This window comes from Pseudomonas flavocrustae, from assembly GCF_029872515.1.
GTDB classification, from domain to species: domain Bacteria; phylum Pseudomonadota; class Gammaproteobacteria; order Pseudomonadales; family Pseudomonadaceae; genus Chryseomonas; species Chryseomonas aestiva.
This window is the reverse complement of the sequence record NZ_JAPDIQ010000002.1, coordinates 372,636-389,840: the sequence shown is the minus strand read 5'-3', so window position 1 is coordinate 389,840 and position 17,205 is coordinate 372,636. Positions and strand designations below refer to the sequence as shown.

Sequence of the window (17,205 nt, the reverse complement as noted above, 5' to 3'; positions counted from 1 at the left end):
CGTCAGTGCCCGGGGTTGCTAGGCACCCAGACGACGGGCCGCTAAAGTAGCGCTTTTGCGGCCACGAGTCTTGCCATGAACGTCCTGCGCCCCGCCCTGCTGTCCCTGGCGCTGCTCGCCGCGCCCTTCCTGGCGCAGGGGGCGAACGATCTGCCGTCGCTGGGCGATGCTAGCTCTTCGATCGTCTCGCCCGAGCAGGAGTTTCAGATGGGCCGCGCCTGGCTGAGCATGCTCCGCGGCCAGGTCCCGACCATCAACGATCCGCAGCTCAAGCAATTCGTCGAACAGACCGTCTACAAGCTGGCCGAGACCAGCGACCTGCAGGATCACCGCCTGGTCTTCATCCTGATCAAGGACCCCGAGATCAACGCCTTCGCCGCGCCCGGCGGGGTGATCGGGGTGAATGGTGGGCTGTTCCTCAAATCGGAAACCGAAGCCGAGTATGCGGCGGTCATGGCCCATGAGCTGGGTCATTTGATCCAGCGCCACTTCGCCCGCGGGGTGGAAAACCAGCAACGCATGCAGCTGCCGCTGATGGCGGCCCTGCTCGCCGGAATCGTTGCGGCCGCGGCCGGCGGTGGCGACGTGGGAATCGCCGCCATCGCCTCGACCCAGGCGGCGGCGATCCAGAGCCAGTTGCGCTTTTCCCGCCTTAACGAGCAGGAGGCTGACCGCGTCGGTATCGTCAATCTTGAGCGCGCCGGCTACGATCCGCGTGCCATGCCGGAGATGTTCGGTCGGCTCGCCCGCCAGTATCGCTATGACCGTACCCCACCGGAGTTCCTGCTGACTCACCCGGTCACCGACAGCCGGATCGCCGATACCCAGGCGCGCGCCGAGCGTTTTCCCAAGGGCGGCGTCGAGGACAGCAAGCGCTTCCAGCTGATGAAGGTGCGCACCCAGATGTACTTCGAGGAGACCGCCGGCCTGCTGGTGAAGCGCTATCGCGCCCAGCTGCAGGAGGCGCCGGACAACGATCCGGTGCGCTATGGGCTGGCCATGGGCCTGACCAAGCAGGGCCAGCTAAACGAGGCGCGCGACACGCTCGCGCCGCTGCTGCGCAAGGCCCCGGACGACATCAGCTACAACCTCGCCCAGGTCGATCTGGACATTACCGCCAATCGCCTGCCTGACGCTCAGAAACGCGTGCAGCGGCTGATGGACCTCTATCCGGACGATCTGGCCGTGAGTCTGGCCCAGGTAGACATGCTCGGCCGCACCAAGCAGGCCAAGGCCGCCAGCCAGTTGCTCGACAAACTGATCAAGCAGCGGCCGATCGATCCGGACCTGTGGAATCAGGCGGCGGACGTTCGCGGCCAGGCCGGGGATCTGGTCGGGGTGCATCAGGCACGAGCCGAGTACTTCGCCCTGACCGGGGACTACAACCAGGCGATCCAGCAATTGGGGTTCGCCAAGCAGCGCGCCGCCAGCAACTATCAGCTGGCCGCGCGGATCGACGCCCGCCAGCAGGAAATGATCGCCCAGCGCAAGCTGAGCGAAGAGATCCTGCGCTAGGCGTTACCCTTGATCTGCAGCTGCAGCGCCTGGGTGAAGTCGAGCATGCGCTTGAGCGGCTTGACCGCCCGGGGGATGAGCGCCGGATCGACCAGCACCTCGCCGGAGCCGTCGAGCAGGCAATTGAGGGTGCGCTCCAGGGTGTTCATCGCCATCCAGGGACAGTGGGCGCAGCTGCGACAGGCGGCGCCGTTGCCGGCGGTGGGCGCCTCGATGAAGGTCTTGTCGGGGCAGGCCTGCTGCATCTTGTAGAAGATGCCGCGATCGGTGGCGACGATGAACTGGCGATTGGGCAGTGTCTGGGCCGCCTTGATCATCTGGCTGGTGGAGCCGACATGGTCGGCCAGCTCGATCACCGCCTCGGGCGACTCGGGATGCACCAGGATGGCCGCTTCCGGATAGAGCCGCTTGAGGTCTTCCAGCTGGCTGGCCTTGAACTCCTCGTGGACGATGCAGGAGCCTTCCCACAGCAGCATGTCGGCACCGGTTTCGCGCTGGATATAGCGACCCAGGTGGCGATCGGGCGCCCAGAGGATGGCCTCGTCGTTGTCCATCAGATGCTCGACGATGTCCAGCGCGCAGCCGGAGGTGACCACCCAGTCCGCGCGGGCCTTCACCGCGGCCGAGGTGTTGGCGTAGACCACCACGGTACGCTCGGGATGCTGGTCGCAGAAGGCGGAGAATTCCTCCACCGGGCAACCCAGGTCCAGGGAGCACGTGGCCTCCAGGGTCGGCATCAGCACGCGCTTTTCCGGATTGAGGATCTTGGCCGTCTCGCCCATGAACTTGACCCCGGCCACCACCACGGTGGACGCCGGGTGGCGATTGCCGAAGCGGGCCATCTCCAGGGAATCGGCGACGCAACCGCCGGTCTCCTCGGCCAGCGCCTGGATCAGCGGATCGGTGTAGTAATGGGCGAGCAGCACCGCGTTCTGCGCCTTGAGCTCGCGGGCGATGGCGGTCTTGTAGGCCGCGATCTCGTCCGGCCCGAGCGCCTTGGGCTGCTTGGCGGCCAGATGGGCCTGGACCAGGAGACGTTCGGAAATCTGCACCATGGCGGGTACCTGAAAACGGGGGTCGTCAAGGCCGCGCATCATAGCAGCATCCTCGCCGACTCCCTATGGGCGCCAGCGGCAGCCTCCGCGAGCAGTGGCCATCTGCCGCTAATGTCTGGCAACACTTGGCTTTTCACTTCTGCGGCGGCCATGGGTCCGAGACAGGAACGCCCGGTGAGCGTCTCGCCTGGGCCCTCTGCTGGAGATCTAGCGTGCCGTCCCGTTCGACCTCGCGTTCCCGAACCTCCGATCAGGCTCTCGCCACCCTGCTGGATAAGCTACGCGCCCTGCAAGGTGCCCTGGAGCAGGCCGCCGCCGAGCCGCGGCTGGATCGGCAGGCGCTCAATCCCGCCTACCGCGCCAGTGCCCAGAATCTGCTCGCCTATCTGACACTGCGCGACAACGATCTGCATGACCTGCAACTGCAACTCTCCGCCCTGGGGCTATCGTCCCTGGGGCGCTCCGAAGCCGCCGTGCTGCCGACCGTGGCGACCCTCATCAACACCCTGGAGCGCCTGCTCGGTGGCCGCCCGGCGACGCGGCCGACGACCATGGCCGCCAATCCCCTGGCAGACCATGCGCGGGCATTGTTCGGCACGCCCGCCGCCGCGCGGGAGGTACGCATCATGGTCACCTTGCCCAGCGAGGCCGCAGACGATTATGCGCTGGTACGCGACCTGCTGGCGGGCCATATGGATTGCGCGCGCATCAACTGCGCCCACGACGAACCGGCCAGCTGGACGCGCATGATCGAACACGTGCGGCGGGCCAGCGCGGAGCTGGACCAGCCCTGCAAGGTATTCATGGACCTGCCGGGCCCCAAGCTGCGCACCGGGCCCATCGCCACGGGCGTGGCGGTAAAGAAGGTCAAGCCCGAGCGCGACGCCCAGGGCCGCGTCCGCCAGCCGGCGCGGATCTGGCTGACCGGCCGCCGCCGACCGCGACCAGCGCCCTCCCCGGCGACTGCCAGCCTCCAGGTGGGCGAACGCTGGCTGAAGAATCTGCAGGCGGGCGACTGCATCCGCCTGGTGGACACCCGGCAGGCGCGGCGGCGCTGGACGGTGGTCGAGGTCGGCGATCGCGGCTGCTGGGCGGAGGCGACCAAGACCACCTACCTCACGCCCGGCCTGCGCCTGAGCGTCGATCGCGATGGACGCAGGCGGCACAGCCGCATCGGCGACTTCGCCCCGCAGCCGGGCGCCCTGCGGCTGGCCGAGGACGATCTGCTGATCCTGACCGCCGACCAGACGCCCGGTCGGCCCGCCAGCCAGGACAGCGGCGGGTGCCTGCTGACACCCGCCACCCTGGGCTGCACCCTGCCCCAGGTGTTCGCCGACGTCCGTAGCGGCGAGCCGGTCTGGTTCGACGATGGCAAGATCGGCGGGCTGATCGAACGCGCCGATCAGGACGCGCTGCAGATCCGCATCACCCAGGCGCCGGGCGGCGCCAAGCTCAAGGGCGACAAGGGCATCAACTTTCCCCAGAGTACCCTGCGGCTGGCAGCGCTGGGCGAACAGGACCTCGCGGCCTTGGCCTTTGCCGCCGAGCATGCGGACGGCATCGAGATGTCCTTCGTCAACAGCGCGGACGACGTCCGCGCGCTGCTCGCGGAACTGGAGCGCCTGCAGGCCGAGCACCTGGGTGTGGTGCTGAAGATAGAAACCCGTCGGGGCTTCGACAACCTTCCCGCACTGCTGCTGGCGGGCATGCAGCGCGGCGGCTTCGGCGTGATGATCGCCCGCGGCGACCTGGCGGTGGAAGGCGGCTTCGAGCGCCTGGCGGCGCTGCAAGAGGACATTCTCTGCCTGTGCGAAGCGGCCCACGTGCCGGTGATCTGGGCGACCCAGGTGCTGGAAAACCTGGCCAAGAAGGGTTCGCCTTCGCGCGCCGAGATCACCGATGCCGCCACCGGGGTCCGCGCCGAATGCGTGATGCTCAACAAGGGCCCGCACATCCTCAAGGCGGTCGCCACCCTGGATGAACTGCTGGTGCGGATGCAGGGCTACAACAGCAAGAAGCGCCAGCTGCTGCGCAAGCTGGAACTGGCTTCGCCCTGGGCGGACTGATCCGCCCAGGGGCTGGTCAGGCTTAAAGCACCTGCAGGCGACCCGCTTCCAGACGCACGCGGGCGCCATAGGGCCAGGCCTGGTTTTCCGGCCCATGGCCGCTGGGCAGGCCGCGATAGAGGGCGATGCCGCGCGGCGCCAGCCATTCGACGAAGATCTCTTCCAGCGACTGCTCGACGTTACGCGGCGGGCAGTCGGTGAAGGTGCCCAGGCAGACCGCGCCGATGCGGTGCTCGGTGAGGTTGCCGAGCAACTGGCAGAGGCTGCGCTCCAGTCGATAGTAGGGCTCGCCGACGTCTTCCAGCATGAGGATGGCGCCGTCGTGGGGGCGCAGGGCAGCGGCGGTCCCGACCACGCTGGCCAGGGTAGTCAGGTTGCCGCCGATCAGTTCGCCGGCAGGCACCTGGGTCGGGCCGGCCAGGCGCTCCAGCTGCCAGGCCGGACGGCTGCCCGCGCACAGTTCCAGGACCGATTCCAGCGAGCGGGTACGGGCCGCCTGGGTAGCCGGATCCTCGTCACGACGCCCCCAATCCAGGGCGCCCGGGCCGTGGATGGCGGTGAGACCGCGGCGGTGAAAGGCCTCCAGCAGCACCGTCAGGTCGGAATAGCCGATCAGCGGCCGGCCCTTGCTGCTGGACAGCCGCGACCAGTCCAGCCAGGGCAGCAGTTGCGCGGATCCGTAACCGCCGCGCAGGCACCAGACCGCATCCACGTCCGCCTGGCTGAAAGCCCAGTGCAGATCGGCGGCGCGCTCCTCGGCGGTACCGGCGAGATAGCGATGGCGCTTGAGCGCCTGTTCGCCCAGCACCGCTTCGATGCCGGCGGCCTGCAGTTGCTCGATCGCCACCGTGACCAGCTCTTCCTTGACCGCACCCGCCGGACTGACCAGCGCCACACGCCGCACGGGATTCATTCCAGCACCTCCACCGGCATGCCGGCTTCGATGGTGCCGCGCCCCAGGGGGATGACGTTCATGCCGAACAGCATGCGATTGTCCTGGAAGCGGTATTCGCGCAAGGCCGTGAGCGGCTGTCGATCCGGATCCTTTTCACCGGTCAGCGGATCCTGGGTGATGACGATGCAGCGCGAGCAGGGACAGGCGACGGCGAAGTCCACCGCGCCGATGCGCAGGCGCTTCCAGCCATCTTCGGCGTATGCGGGCGTACCCTCCACCACCAGATTTGGCCGGAAGCGCAGCATGTCCAGCGGCTTGCCTACCCGCGCCACCAGATCGGCCAGGGAGGCCTCGCTGGTCAGCAGCAAGGGGAAGCCGTCGGCGAAATGCACCTTCTGCCCCGGCTCGGCGAAATCGGTATTGATCTGCCGGGCATGGCTTTCGGCGATGTGCACCAGGCGGCAGCGGCGACCGAGGAAGTCGCTCAACCAGGCATCTGCCGCCGCGGCGACCGGCGCCTGCAGGGTGTCGCGCCAGATGGTCACGCCCAGTTGTTCGCCGGTGGTATCCGGCACCGCCACCTCGAGCGGCGTCCGGCCGGGCGCGCTCAGGCGCAGCCGGTCGGCAGCCAGCCAGCGCGCCTCGATGTGATTCATCTGCGCCAGCTGGCGCAGCGTCAGGAAGCGGCCGGTGTCGGCATCCACCACCATCCAGCGGCGGTCACCCACCAGGCCCAGGGCATCCACCTCGGCCTGGACGAGGGATTCCACGGCCGTCGACTTGACGGGATAACGATAGAGGGCACTGAGGTGCGACATGGGCGCGGCTTCCTGGCGGCGGACAAAGGCCGCCAGTGTAAGGGAGGCGCCGGAGCGGCGAAACCGCGAGGATTACTCCTCGGCCAGCGCCAGGCGCCGGCGCACTTCCTCGACCAGTTGATCGGGCTGGAACTTGGAGAGGAAGGCGTTGCAGCCCACCTTTTTCACCATGGCTTCGTTGAAGCTGCCCGACAGCGAGGTGTGCAGCACCACATAGAGGTCGGCGAGCCGCGGATCCTGGCGGATCTCGGTGGTCAGGCGATAGCCGTCCATTTCCGGCATCTCAGCATCGGTCAGGACCATCAGCAGCTTCTCGGTCAGCACCACACCTTCATCGGCCCAGGCCTTGAGCTTGCGCAGGGCCTGCAGGCCATCGGTGGCGACGTGGAATTTCAGATCCAGCTGCACCAGGGTGTCGCGCAGCTGGCCGATGGCGGTGCTGGAGTCGTCCACCAGCAGCACCTCGCGACCGCGAGCCTTGGCCAGCAGCGGATCGGCCAGGCGCTCCTGGGAGACCTTGACGTTGTAGGGGGCGATCTCGGCCAGCACCTTTTCCACGTCGATCACCTCCACCAGACGGTCTTCGATGCGGGTGATGGCGGTCAGGTAGTGCTGGCGTCCAGCGCCGCCGGGCGGAGCCTGGATGCTGTCCCAGTTGAGGTTGATGATGCGATCGACGCTGCCGACCAGGAAGGCCTGCACCGAGCGGTTGTACTCGGTAACGATGATGGTGCTGTTCTCGTCGGGCGTGATGGGTCGCATGCCGATGGCGGCGGCCAGATCAATCACCGGCAGGGTCTGACCCCGCAGGTGGACGACGCCGCAGATCATCGGATGGCGCTTGGGCATCTGGGTCAGGCGCGGCAGCTTGAGGACTTCCTGCACCTTGAACACGTTGATGGCGAACATCTGCCGGCTGGACAGCTGAAACATGAGAATTTCCAGACGATTCTCGCCAACCAGCTGGGTGCGTTGATCGACGGTGTCGAGAATGCCGGCCATGGAAAGTCCACTCCAAAGATAAGTCAGGTCACAGGCTATCGGCGGCAGCGGTCGATTCTTGAGGCCCGGAAACAGCGAAGCCGCCCAACAGGCGGCTTCGCTCGAACAGCTGCGGATCAGGCGCGTGGCAGGGTCACGCCGCGCTGGCCCTGGTACTTACCACCGCGATCCTTGTAGGAGACCTCGCAGGCCTCGTCGGACTGCAGGAACAGCATCTGGGCCACGCCCTCGTTGGCGTAGATCTTGGCCGGCAGGGTCGTGGTGTTGGAGAACTCCAGGGTCACGTGGCCTTCCCACTCGGGCTCCAGCGGGGTGACGTTGACGATGATGCCGCAGCGGGCATAGGTGCTCTTGCCCAGGCAGATGGTCAGGACGTCGCGCGGGATGCGGAAGTATTCCACGGTGCGGGCCAGGGCGAAGGAGTTCGGCGGAATGATGCAGACGTCGCTGACCACGTCGACGAAGCTCTTGTCGTCGAAGTTCTTCGGGTCCACCACCGCCGAATGGATGTTGGTGAACACCTTGAATTCGTTGGCGCAGCGCACGTCGTAGCCGTAGCTGGACACCCCGTAGGAGATCACCCGGCTGTCGTCCGCACCGCGCATCTGGCGCTCGACGAAGGGCTCGATCATGCCGTGCTCCTGGGCCATGCGGCGAATCCACTTGTCCGATTTGATGCTCATGGCAGGTCTAGCTCCGGGGCGAAAAATTGACCGCGCATTGTATTGGATAGCGGCGCGGTCTCAAAGGCGAACGCACGAAATCAGTCGTCGCTGACGGTGATGGTCGGCATGCCGCCGCCGGCCTGGCCGCCCTGGGCGATGCGGGCGCCGACCTTGCGCGCCAGTTCCTGGTAGATCAGCGCGATCTGGCTGTCGGGATCGGCGATGGCGGTGGGACGTCCGGCGTCGGCCTGCTCGCGGATGGCCATGGCGAGCGGCAAGGAAGCCAGGAGATCCACGCCGTACTGCTCGGCCAGCTTGCTACCGCCGCCTTCGCCGAACAGGTGCTCGGCGTGGCCGCAGTTGGAGCAGATGTGCACCGCCATGTTCTCCACCACCCCGAGCACCGGGATGTTGACCTTCTGGAACATCTCCACACCCTTCCTGGCGTCCAGCAGGGCCAGGTCCTGGGGCGTGGTGACGATCACCGCGCCGGCCACTGGCACCTTCTGCGCCAGGGTCAGCTGGATATCGCCGGTGCCCGGCGGCATGTCAATCACCAGGTAGTCAAGGTCGTTCCAGGCGGTCTGGGTGATCAGTTGGATCAGGGCGCCGGAGACCATTGGGCCACGCCAGGCCACCGGGGTCTTGTCATTGGTCAGGAAGGCCATGGACATGACCTCGACACCATGGGCCTGCAGCGGGATGAACCACTTCTCGTCGCGCACCTCGGGCCGGGTGCCCTCGGCGAAACCGAACATGATGCCCTGGCTGGGGCCATAGATGTCGGCGTCCAGCACGCCGACCCGGGCCCCTTCGCGGGCCAGCGCCAGGGCCAGGTTGGCGGCGGTGGTGGACTTGCCCACCCCGCCCTTGCCCGAGGCCACGGCAATGATGTTCTTGACGTTGCCCATGGCCTCCAGCTGCGGCTGGGCGGCGTGAGGCGCGATGAGGCAATCGACCTGGATCTCGGCGGTCTCGACCCCGGGCACGTTCTCCAACGCGGTCTTGAGCACCTGGGCCAGGCCACCCTTGAACAGTCCGGCGGCATAGCCCAGCTCGAAGCGGGCGCGCACCCTGCCACCGTCCAGCGCGAGGTCGCGCAGGGCGCCGGCGCTGAGCAGGTCCTGTTCGAGATAGGGATCGTGATACTGGCGCAGCGCGGCCTCGATGGCCTCGCGAGTCGGAGCGGTCATGCGGACTCCCGGAAACAGCGGATAGGAAAGAGAAGCTGCGGCCTATGCTACCCACTGTCCTTGCTAAAGCCTATCCACGCGGCGCTACACTCCCGGCTTTCCCCTCGCCCGTGGAGTCCTGCGTGAACGCCTCTTCCCTGCACATCAGTTCCACCTTCGACAGCGGCGCCGTCGAGGTGCTGTCCCTGGCCGATCACGCGGACATCCGCCTGCGCATCCGCCCGGACACCGCCTCGCCCTTCACCCAGTGGTTCCATTTCCGTCTCGAAGGCGCCCGCGGCCTGCCCTGCCAGCTGAGCTTCGACAACGCCGGCGAGTGCGCCTACCCAGAGGGCTGGCGCGACTATGGCGTGGTCGCCAGCTATTGCGGCCAGGAGTGGTTCCGCATTCCCAGCCGCTATGACGGCAAGGCCCTGAGCTGGACCGTCACCCCGGAACACGACAGCCTGTTCTTCGCCTATTTCGAACCCTATCCGGAGAGCCGTCACCTGGCCTTCATGGGCGAGGCGCAACGCCATCCCGCCGTCCGTCTGGAAACCGTCGGCCGTTCGCTGCTGGGACGTTCGCTGGACCTGCTGCGCATCGGCACCCCAGGCGCTGGCAAGAAGAACATCTGGATCATCGCCCGCCAGCACCCCGGTGAGCCCATGGCCGAGTGGTTCGTCGAAGGCCTGCTGCGCCGCCTGCTCGGCCTGGGCGAACACCAGGGCGACCCGGTCGGTGCCAAGCTGCTGGAGCATGCGGTACTGCACGTGGTGCCCAACATGAATCCCGACGGCTCGGCGCTGGGCAATCTGCGCACCAACGCCGCCGGCGCCAACCTCAACCGCGAATGGCTGGAGCCGGACGAAGGACGCAGTCCCGAGGTGCTGGCGGTACGCCGCGCCATCGCCGCGAGCGGCTGCGACCTGTTCCTCGACATCCACGGCGACGAGGCCCTGCCCTATGTCTTCGTCGACGGCTGCAACGGTCTGCCCACCTTCGGCGAGCGCGAGGAAGCCGAGCAGCAGGCCTTCCTGCAGCGCTTCCAGCGCGCCAGCCCGGATTTCCAGACCCGGTACGGCTATCCCCGCGGTCATTTCGGCAGCGAGACCCTCAAGCTCGCCACCAAGTACGTCGGCTATACCCATGGCTGCCTGGCCCTGACCCTGGAGCTGCCATTCAAGGACAACGCCAACGATCCCCGCCCGGACGTCGGCTGGAACGGTGCCCGCAGCGCCGCCCTGGGCGCGGCCATGGTCAGCGCTCTTTACTGGCAACTGGCCGATCTCTAGGCCAGCTCCAGTCATCGCCCATCCCCACGGATGAAACCGACCGGCCATTTCGCTATGATGGTCGGTCAATTTATCAGCGCCGCGATCCAGCCAAGACCATGACCGAGCCCCGCAAGATTCTCGTCACCAGCGCCCTGCCCTATGCCAACGGCTCCATCCATCTCGGCCACATGGTCGAGTACATCCAGACCGACATCTGGGCCCGCTTCCAGCGGCTGCGCGGCAACCAGTGCATCTATGTCTGCGCCGACGACGCCCACGGTTCGGCCATCATGCTGCGCGCCGAGCGCGAGGGCATCACGCCCGAGCAGCTGATCGACAACGTCAAGCGCGAGCACAGCGCCGACTTTGCCGACTTCGGCGTGGCCTTCGACAACTTCCACTCTACCCACGCGGAAGAGAATCGCGAGCTGTCGCGCGCCATCTACCTGAAGCTGCGCGAGAAGGGCCATATCGCCACCCGGCCGGTCACCCAGTATTTCGACCCGGACAAGCAGATGTTCCTGGCCGACCGCTTCATCAAGGGCACCTGCCCCAAGTGCGGCAGCGCCGACCAGTACGGCGACAACTGCGAGAAGTGCGGCGCCACCTATGCGCCCACCGAACTGAAGGATCCCAAGTCGGCCATCTCCGGCGCGACCCCGGTGCTGCGTGAATCCGAGCACTTCTTCTTCAAGCTTCCCGACTTCGCCGAGATGCTCAAGGGCTGGACCCGCAGCGGTGCCCTGCAGGAATCGGTGGCCAACAAGATCGCCGAATGGCTGGACGCCGGGCTGCAGGAATGGGACATCTCCCGGGATGCGCCCTACTTCGGCTTCGAGATCCCCGACGCTCCGGGCAAGTACTTCTATGTCTGGCTGGACGCGCCCATCGGCTACATGGCCAGCTTCAAGAATCTCTGCGATCGTCGCGACGATCTGGACTTCGACGCCTACTGGAACAAGGACAGCACCGCCGAGCTGTACCACTTCATCGGCAAGGACATCGTCAACTTCCATGCGCTGTTCTGGCCGGCCATGCTCGAAGGCGCCGGCTACCGCAAGCCGACCGCGCTGAGCGTCCACGGTTTCCTCACCGTCGACGGCCAGAAGATGTCCAAGTCCCGCGGTACCTTCATCAAGGCGCGCACCTACCTGGATCACCTGAATCCCGAATACCTGCGCTACTACTTCGCCGCCAAGCTCTCTCGCCACGTCGAGGACATCGACCTGAACCTCGAGGACTTCGTGCAGAAGGTCAATTCCGACCTGGTGGGCAAGGTGGTCAACATCGCCAGCCGCTGCGCCGGCTTCATCCACAAGGGCAATGCCGGCCTGCTGGTGGACGCCCAGGCCGCGCCCGAGCTGGAAGCCGCCTTCCGCGCCGCCACGCCCAGCATCGCCGAGGCCTACGAGACCCGTGACTTCGGCCGCGCCATGCGCGAGATCATGGCCCTGGCCGACCGCGCCAACGCCTGGATCGCCGACCAGGCGCCCTGGAGCCTGGCCAAGCAGGACGGCAAGGCCGACGAAGTGCAGGCCATCTGCGCCCAGGGCATCGAGCTGTTCCGCCAGCTGGCGATCCTGCTCAAGCCGGTACTGCCCAACCTGACCGCCGCCGCCGAGGCCTTCCTCAACGTCGCCCCCCTGACCTGGGCCGACCTCGACACCCGCCTGGCCAATCATCAGCTCAACGCCTTCCAGCCCCTGCTCACCCGCATCGAACCCGCCAAGGTGCAGACCATGATCGACGCTTCCAAGGAAGACCTGGCTGCCCAGGCCGCTCCCCAGCCCGCCGGCAATGGCGAACTGAGCAAGGCCCCGCTGGCCGAGACCATCGACTTCGATACCTTTTCCAAGGTCGACCTGCGCATCGCCCTGATCGAGAAAGCCGAATTCGTCGAAGGCGCCGACAAGCTCCTGCGCCTGACCCTGGACATCGGCGATGCCAAGCGAAACGTCTTCTCCGGCATCAAGAGCGCCTACCCGGAGCCGAGCCAGCTCGAAGGCCGCCTGACCCTGTACGTCGCCAACCTCGCGCCTCGCAAGATGAAGTTCGGCGTCTCCGAAGGCATGGTCCTGGCCGCCGGCCCCGGCGGCAGCGAGATCCACCTGCTCAGTCCCGACAGCGGCGCCAAGCCCGGCCAGCGGGTGATGTGACAGCAACGGCGCCGAGAGCCTGCTCAAAGGCGAGCGAGCTAGCGACAAACAAGGCGAACATGGCTGAGGAAGCGGAGTTTACAAAGCGTAAATGAGCATTCCGAAGCCATTTTCAACGCAGTTTGGCCGACGCGCAGCCGACTTTGAGCAGGCTCTCAGGGCGCCGTTCTTCCTCCAGCCCCGACCCTGATCATGAACGCTCACGCCACCCTCATCACCGCCATCGACGCCCTGCTGCCGCAGACCCAGTGCGGCAAATGCGGCCACCCCGGTTGCCAGCCCTATGCGGCGGGCATCGCCGCGGGTGAGGCGCACAACAAGTGCCCGCCCGGTGGCGCGGCCACCATCCTGGAACTCTCGACCCTGCTCCAGCGCCCGACGCTGCCCCTGGACTCGCCTTATCCGGTCACACCCAGCCAGCGCGCGGTGATCCGCGAGGATGAATGCATCGGCTGCACCAAGTGCATCCAGGTCTGCCCCACCGATGCCATCCTGGGCGCGGCCAAGCTGATGCACACGGTGATCGAGAACGAATGCAGCGGTTGCGAGCTGTGCCTGGCACCCTGCCCGGTGGACTGCATCGATCTGGTGGCGGTCCCGGCACCGGTCGACCGCACGGCGGAGCGTCAGCGCGCGCACTACTATCGGCGCCGCTTCGACGCCCGCCAGTCCCGCCTGCAACGGGACCGCGAACGACTGGACGCCGAGCGCCAGCGCCGTCAGGTGCCACCTGCGACCGCCACGGCTGCAGAGCCCCTCGCCACGGCGGAATCCTCACTCAAGCCGCTGAAGATCGCTGCCGCCATGGCGCGTGTCGCCCTGCAGAAGGCCGAGCGGCAATTGGTCCAGTACGGTACGCCCGCGTTGGAAACCCAGGTGCAGCAGTTGCGTGAAGCGGCCCAGCAGGCGCAGACGGCCCTCGACAGGGCGCAGCAGGGGCCCGCCAGCGCCAGTGCGCCGGCCCTGGCGCAGCCGTCCGCCGACCCCGCTGCGCTCAGGCAGGCGCGGATCGCTGCCACCCTGGCACGCGCCCAGCTGACCAAGGCCGAGCGGGCCTTCGGTAGCGAGCCCACACCCCCGCAGAGCGCCCAGCTGGAAACCCTGCGCAGCGCCGCTCAGCAGGCGGCTCACCACCTCACGGCCTTGGAAGAGCGAACCGACCGATGAATGCCGCCAAACGCCTGGAGATCTTTCGCCGGCTGCACGAGGACAACCCCGATCCCAAGACGGAATTGGCCTACGCCTCGCCGTTCGAGCTGCTGATCGCGGTGATCCTCTCGGCCCAGGCCACCGACGTCAGCGTCAACAAGGCCACCGCCCGCCTCTATCCGGTGGCCAACACGCCCCAGGCCATCCTGGACCTGGGCGTGGCGGGATTGTCGGAGTACATCAAGACCATCGGGCTCTACAACAGCAAGGCCAAGAACGTCATCGAGACCTGCCGGCTGCTGCTGGAACGCCATGGCGGTGCGGTGCCCGAGACCCGCGAGGAACTGGAGGCCCTGCCCGGCGTGGGGCGCAAGACCGCCAACGTAGTGCTCAACACCGCTTTCCGTCAGCTCGCCATGGCGGTGGATACCCATATCTTCCGCGTCAGCAACAGAACCAATCTCGCCCCGGGCAAGAACGTGGTGGAGGTCGAGCTCAAGCTGCTCAAGGTGGTGCCGAAGGATTTCCTGCTGGATGCCCACCACTGGCTGATCCTGCACGGCCGCTATGTCTGCCAGGCGCGCAAGCCCCGCTGCGGCAGCTGCCGCATCGAGGATCTCTGCGAATACAAGGCAAAAACCTCTGACGATTGAAAAAGGGCGCACCAAAGCCCTTTGGCGATTGAAAAAATCTTTTTTACCGGCCCCTGCTTTGTCGCTATAAGGTGCGCGAAAAGGTCCGCAGCCCCGTCGATGACTGGCGTGTGACCCTGTCCAGCCTTGCAGGAGTTACCCATGGCCGAAGACAAAAGCGACATCGATGTAGACGAAGATTTCGAGACCGATGGCGAGACGCCTGAAACCGTCGAGCCCATCGTCATCAGCAAGACCAATCTGACCAAGCGGCGTCTGATCGACGACATGCTCGAAGAGCGTCGCCTGAAGCGGCAGATCTCCGAGTACGACTTCGATCTGTAGCCCATGAAAAACCCCAGCTGAGGCTGGGGTTTTGCGTTGCGCGGCGACCCTTACAGCAGGGTACGACCCTTGCCAGCAGCGATGCGCATGCGCAGGGCGTTGAGCTTGATGAAGCCCGCCGCGTCGGCCTGGTTGTAGGCGCCACCGTCTTCTTCGAAGGTGGCGATGTTGGCATCGAACAGCGACTCGTCGGACTTGCGGCCGACAACGATGACGTTGCCCTTGTACAGCTTCAGGCGTACCACACCGTTCACACTGGCCTGGGAGGCGTCGATCATCTTCTGCAGCATCAGCCGCTCGGGGCTCCACCAGTAGCCGGTGTAGATCAGGCTGGCGTACTTGGGCATCAGCTCGTCCTTGAGGTGAGCCACCTCGCGGTCGAGGGTGATGGACTCGATGGCGCGGTGGGCCTTGAGCATGATGGTGCCGCCAGGCGTCTCGTAGCAGCCACGGGACTTCATGCCGACGTAGCGGTTCTCGACGATGTCCAGGCGACCGATGCCGTTCTCGCCGCCGATGCGGTTCAGTTCGGCCAGCACGGTGGCCGGGCTCAGCTCCTGGCCGTCGATGGCGACGATGTCACCATTGCGGTAGGTCAGCTCGAGGTAGGTCGGGGTGTCCGGCGCGGCTTCCGGAGACTTGGTCCAGCGCCACATGTCTTCTTCGTGCTCGGTCCAGGTGTCTTCCAGCACGCCGCCCTCGTAGGAGATGTGCAACAGGTTGGCGTCCATGGAGTACGGCGACTTCTTCTTGCCGTGGCGCTCGATCGGGATCTGGTGCTTTTCGGCGTAGTCCATCAGCTTCTCGCGGGACAGCAGGTCCCACTCGCGCCAGGGTGCGATCACCTTGACGCCCGGCTTGAGCGCATAGGCGCCCAGCTCGAAACGCACCTGGTCGTTGCCCTTGCCGGTGGCGCCGTGGGAGATGGCGTCGGCGCCGGTCTCGTTGGCGATCTCGATCAGGCGCTTGGCGATCAGCGGACGGGCAATGGAGGTACCCAGCAGGTACTCGCCTTCGTAGACGGTGTTGGCACGGAACATCGGGTAGACGAAGTCGCGGACGAATTCTTCGCGCAGGTCGTCGATGTAGATTTCCTTGACGCCCATGGCCTTGGCTTTGGCGCGTGCCGGTTCGACTTCCTCGCCCTGGCCGAGGTCAGCGGTGAAGGTCACCACTTCGCAGTTATAGGTATCCTGCAGCCACTTGAGGATCACCGAGGTGTCCAGGCCGCCGGAATACGCCAGGACTACCTTCTTCACATCCGCCATGCCGTTCGCTCCCGTGTGTTGCGTTGAGTCGGAAAGCGACAATTCTACTGGTCGCCTCGCTGCTTTTACAGGGGCGCGACGCACTCTGATGTCTGGGCGACATGCGGTCGTGACGGATCAGCCCTTGGGCTTGGCCGGCGGTGCCGGGGTGGGCGCCGGCGGTTCGGCCGGATTGGCCGCGGTGCTGGTGGTTGCCGCAGCTGGAGGCTCGGCGCCTGGCGGCACCCGCGAGAACACCAGGGTCACCCGGCGATTGAGCGCGCGATTGGCCTTGCTGCTGTTGGGCGCCACGGGGTACTGCTCGCCAAAGAAGCGCAATTCGATCTGCTCCGCGGCGAAGCCCTTGCTCTTGAGGTACTCCATCACCGCGATGGCACGCAGCCGGGATTCCTGGCGGTTATCCAGGCGCGTGCCCTGGTTGTCGCTGTAGCCCGAGACGATGACGTGGTTGACCGTCGGATCGGCCTTCAGGTACTCATCGATGAGATCGAGCTTGGCCTTGGCCAGATCGTCCAGGGTATCTCCGCCGCCCGGAAAATTGACCTGGGAATGGCGGATCTGCTCGAAATTGACCGCCAGCAGCTTCTGGGTACAGGCCTGGAACTGCTGGTAGGCCGGTTCGAAGCGCACCGGCAGCAGCCGGACCTCGACCCGGTCGTCCAGGGCGCCCGCGCGACTGACCTGGGGCATGCGCCCTTCCATCAACCCCGCCAGCAGCCGCTGCGCCTGCTGCGCGCTGGTGGCCAGCGCCTGCTCACCCTCGACGACCTTGACCGAGCCGAGGCTGATATCGCCCAGCCCCGGCTTCCAGGGCACCGCCGCCGCCTTCAGGCTGGCACTGCCCGCCGGCAGCCACTGACCATTGGGCCGTAGCTCGAACACCGTGGACTCGCCCGCGCGACGCAGGAAGCCGCCGCTGCCGAAACGAGGAATGGGCTGCAGCAGGCGACAGGCGAAGATGTCGCCCTCGACCTTCCATTCCACGCTTTCGAGCCGGCTCTGGAAGGTCATCCCCCAGGCCGGCACGGCAAGCAGCAGAGAGGAAAGGAAGAGGTAACGCGAGCGCACGTCGGACTCCGGAAAGAAAAAGTACCTGGGCTTCTTATCGGTCGAAGGCGCGGAAAACTTGAGTACGGTCCCGCCGCACGGATGCCGGCTACCCCCTTTTCCGGTAGCATTTCCCCACTTTC

At 66.3% G+C, this 17,205-nt stretch carries 14 protein-coding genes and 1 pseudogene; 7 read left to right on the top strand and 8 right to left on the bottom strand.

The annotated features are described in order from the left end of the window. Positions 1-75: 75 nt before the first annotated feature. On the top strand, positions 76-1,515 hold the full coding sequence (locus OMP44_RS06535) for a M48 family metalloprotease (RefSeq protein ID WP_187978986.1): 1,440 nt from the start codon (positions 76-78) through the stop codon (positions 1,513-1,515). Here the strand turns inward: OMP44_RS06535 and nadA are convergent. Next, positions 1,512-2,570, bottom strand: a complete 1,059-nt coding sequence (gene nadA, locus OMP44_RS06530) for a quinolinate synthase NadA (protein WP_280307266.1) — start codon at positions 2,568-2,570, stop codon at positions 1,512-1,514. The two genes, OMP44_RS06535 and nadA, sit on opposite strands and share 4 nt — an antisense overlap. A gap of 212 nt (positions 2,571-2,782) precedes the next feature. Between nadA and OMP44_RS06525 the strand changes: the two genes are divergently transcribed. Further along, positions 2,783-4,636 carry a pyruvate kinase gene (locus OMP44_RS06525; RefSeq protein WP_273862908.1) on the top strand — a complete coding sequence of 618 codons (1,854 nt, stop codon included), beginning with the start codon at positions 2,783-2,785 and terminating at the stop codon, positions 4,634-4,636. Positions 4,637-4,658: 22 nt separating this feature from the next. On the opposite strand, the gene OMP44_RS06520 is transcribed toward OMP44_RS06525, so the two are convergent. From OMP44_RS06520 to apbC, 5 genes are all read right to left on the bottom strand, one after another. Next, positions 4,659-5,549 carry a S66 peptidase family protein gene (locus OMP44_RS06520; protein WP_273862909.1) on the bottom strand — a complete coding sequence of 297 codons (891 nt, stop codon included), beginning with the start codon at positions 5,547-5,549 and terminating at the stop codon, positions 4,659-4,661. Continuing rightward, positions 5,546-6,349 (bottom strand): MOSC domain-containing protein, encoded by an 804-nt coding sequence (locus OMP44_RS06515; protein WP_273862910.1) that lies wholly within the window; start codon positions 6,347-6,349, stop codon positions 5,546-5,548. The genes OMP44_RS06520 and OMP44_RS06515 overlap by 4 nt, the downstream gene beginning before the upstream one ends. A 72-nt stretch (positions 6,350-6,421) precedes the next feature. After that, positions 6,422-7,351 (bottom strand): chemotaxis protein CheV, encoded by a 930-nt coding sequence (locus tag OMP44_RS06510; protein ID WP_017640322.1) that lies wholly within the window; start codon positions 7,349-7,351, stop codon positions 6,422-6,424. 116 nt (positions 7,352-7,467) lie between these two features. After that, positions 7,468-8,034 carry a dCTP deaminase gene (dcd, locus tag OMP44_RS06505; RefSeq protein ID WP_007162761.1) on the bottom strand — a complete coding sequence of 189 codons (567 nt, stop codon included), beginning with the start codon at positions 8,032-8,034 and terminating at the stop codon, positions 7,468-7,470. 80 nt (positions 8,035-8,114) lie between these two features. Continuing rightward, a complete protein-coding gene (gene apbC, locus OMP44_RS06500; protein ID WP_273862912.1) occupies positions 8,115-9,209 on the bottom strand; it encodes an iron-sulfur cluster carrier protein ApbC in 1,095 nt (364 codons plus the stop codon). A 122-nt stretch (positions 9,210-9,331) separates the two neighbouring features. Between apbC and OMP44_RS06495 the strand changes: the two genes are divergently transcribed. The 5 genes and pseudogenes from OMP44_RS06495 (at position 9,332) to OMP44_RS06475 (ending at position 14,747) form a co-directional block, all read left to right on the top strand. After that, positions 9,332-10,483 (top strand): M14 family metallopeptidase, encoded by a 1,152-nt coding sequence (locus OMP44_RS06495; RefSeq protein ID WP_280307039.1) that lies wholly within the window; start codon positions 9,332-9,334, stop codon positions 10,481-10,483. Positions 10,484-10,581: 98 nt separating this feature from the next. Then, complete coding sequence (gene metG / locus OMP44_RS06490; RefSeq protein ID WP_273862914.1) at positions 10,582-12,621, top strand: methionine--tRNA ligase; 2,040 nt, start codon at positions 10,582-10,584, stop codon at positions 12,619-12,621. Between the two features lie 171 nt (positions 12,622-12,792). Next, positions 12,793-13,788: pseudogene (locus OMP44_RS06485) on the top strand (RnfABCDGE type electron transport complex subunit B); the annotation flags it as partial. Further along, positions 13,785-14,423 carry an endonuclease III gene (gene nth, locus OMP44_RS06480; protein WP_093249298.1) on the top strand — a complete coding sequence of 213 codons (639 nt, stop codon included), beginning with the start codon at positions 13,785-13,787 and terminating at the stop codon, positions 14,421-14,423. The pseudogene OMP44_RS06485 and the gene nth, both read left to right, overlap by 4 nt. Before the next feature lie 141 nt (positions 14,424-14,564). Beyond that, the gene (locus OMP44_RS06475; protein WP_064307213.1) at positions 14,565-14,747 is read left to right on the top strand and encodes a PA3496 family putative envelope integrity protein; all 183 of its coding nucleotides are present in this window, start codon (positions 14,565-14,567) and stop codon (positions 14,745-14,747) included. Between the two features lie 50 nt (positions 14,748-14,797). On the opposite strand, the gene OMP44_RS06470 is transcribed toward OMP44_RS06475, so the two are convergent. After that, complete coding sequence (locus OMP44_RS06470) at positions 14,798-16,015, bottom strand: argininosuccinate synthase (RefSeq protein ID WP_133859418.1); 1,218 nt, start codon at positions 16,013-16,015, stop codon at positions 14,798-14,800. Between the two features lie 117 nt (positions 16,016-16,132). Further along, positions 16,133-17,083, bottom strand: a complete 951-nt coding sequence (locus OMP44_RS06465) for a flagellar protein MotY (RefSeq protein WP_280307036.1) — start codon at positions 17,081-17,083, stop codon at positions 16,133-16,135. Positions 17,084-17,205 lie beyond the last annotated feature (122 nt).

Excerpts from the sequence above, each read along its gene's own strand:
- nth (WP_093249298.1), top strand. The coding sequence starts at position 13,785 with ATGAATGCCGCCAAACGCCTGGAGATCTTTCGCCGGCTGCACGAGGAC.
- OMP44_RS06470 (WP_133859418.1), bottom strand. The coding sequence starts at position 16,015 with ATGGCGGATGTGAAGAAGGTAGTCCTGGCGTATTCCGGCGGCCTGGAC.
- OMP44_RS06535 (WP_187978986.1), top strand. The coding sequence starts at position 76 with ATGAACGTCCTGCGCCCCGCCCTGCTGTCCCTGGCGCTGCTCGCCGCG.
- dcd (WP_007162761.1), bottom strand. The coding sequence starts at position 8,034 with ATGAGCATCAAATCGGACAAGTGGATTCGCCGCATGGCCCAGGAGCAC.
- apbC (WP_273862912.1), bottom strand. The coding sequence starts at position 9,209 with ATGACCGCTCCGACTCGCGAGGCCATCGAGGCCGCGCTGCGCCAGTAT.
- OMP44_RS06515 (WP_273862910.1), bottom strand. The coding sequence starts at position 6,349 with ATGTCGCACCTCAGTGCCCTCTATCGTTATCCCGTCAAGTCGACGGCC.
- OMP44_RS06520 (WP_273862909.1), bottom strand. The coding sequence starts at position 5,549 with ATGAATCCCGTGCGGCGTGTGGCGCTGGTCAGTCCGGCGGGTGCGGTC.
- nadA (WP_280307266.1), bottom strand. The coding sequence starts at position 2,570 with ATGGTGCAGATTTCCGAACGTCTCCTGGTCCAGGCCCATCTGGCCGCC.
- OMP44_RS06475 (WP_064307213.1), top strand. The coding sequence starts at position 14,565 with ATGGCCGAAGACAAAAGCGACATCGATGTAGACGAAGATTTCGAGACC.
- metG (WP_273862914.1), top strand. The coding sequence starts at position 10,582 with ATGACCGAGCCCCGCAAGATTCTCGTCACCAGCGCCCTGCCCTATGCC.
- OMP44_RS06510 (WP_017640322.1), bottom strand. The coding sequence starts at position 7,351 with ATGGCCGGCATTCTCGACACCGTCGATCAACGCACCCAGCTGGTTGGC.